At 70.9% G+C, this 697-nt stretch carries 1 protein-coding gene; it reads left to right on the top strand.

The features are described from left to right. Positions 1 to 541 precede the first annotated feature (541 nt). Positions 542 to 697, top strand: a 156-nt coding sequence (locus tag A9X05_RS32720) for a PPE domain-containing protein (RefSeq protein WP_156736765.1), incomplete at its 3' end; no start/stop codon positions are given.

The raw sequence follows: 697 nt of genomic DNA, 5'->3' as shown, positions 1-697 counted from the left end.
TTGATCTCCGGCGGTAACGCCCCGAAGTCAAACACCTACGAACCCCCCGGCTCGAACCATGTGTTTCCCTCGCGAGTGTTTTAGATAGCTGGCTTCAAGCGATGCGCTTGCTTGCGAAGGCTAGAGCGCCGCCCCGTCTTCTCGCTGCCCGTGACTCGACGGTCCGGGTGGGAGGCGCCCCGTTCCAGCGGGTCAGCGGACAGCGCAACGGCCGGGCCGGCGGCCGCCCGCGTTCGCCGTGTGCACGCCTACCTGCGGGAACGGGTGCCGGGCGGATCACGGCCGATAAGCGATCCCGCGCAGCCGGGGCGGATCGACGTGGGCGCTGGACAAAAAATCCGGTCGCAATAAAGGCCGCGGCGATGTCGGCCCGGACAGGGGCCGGCCGGGGGCGTGGGCAAGGCCTCCGCCGCGAGTCGGTTCTTGGGCGCAAACGCGAAACACGCTTTAGCGCAGCACTTTTCGCGCGCTAAAGCGTGTTCCTACGCTGCCGACCCGGAGGTTATCCGGCGAAGGGTGGGCGGGCACGGCCTCGGCGGCGATGGCGGCCGCGGCCACCCCGTATGCGGAGTGGCTGGCCAGCACGGCGGCGCAGGCCGAGCAGGCCGCGGTGCAGGCCGCCGCGGCGGCGGCGGCTTATGAGGCGGCGTTCGCCGCGGTGGTGCCACCGCCGGTGATCGCGGCCAACCGGGCGTTG

Source organism: Mycobacterium sp. E3298, from assembly GCF_001666895.1.
Lineage (GTDB): Bacteria > Actinomycetota > Actinomycetes > Mycobacteriales > Mycobacteriaceae > Mycobacterium.
The sequence above is the reverse complement of the archived record's forward strand: the minus strand, read 5'-3'. Positions and strand labels throughout refer to the sequence as shown.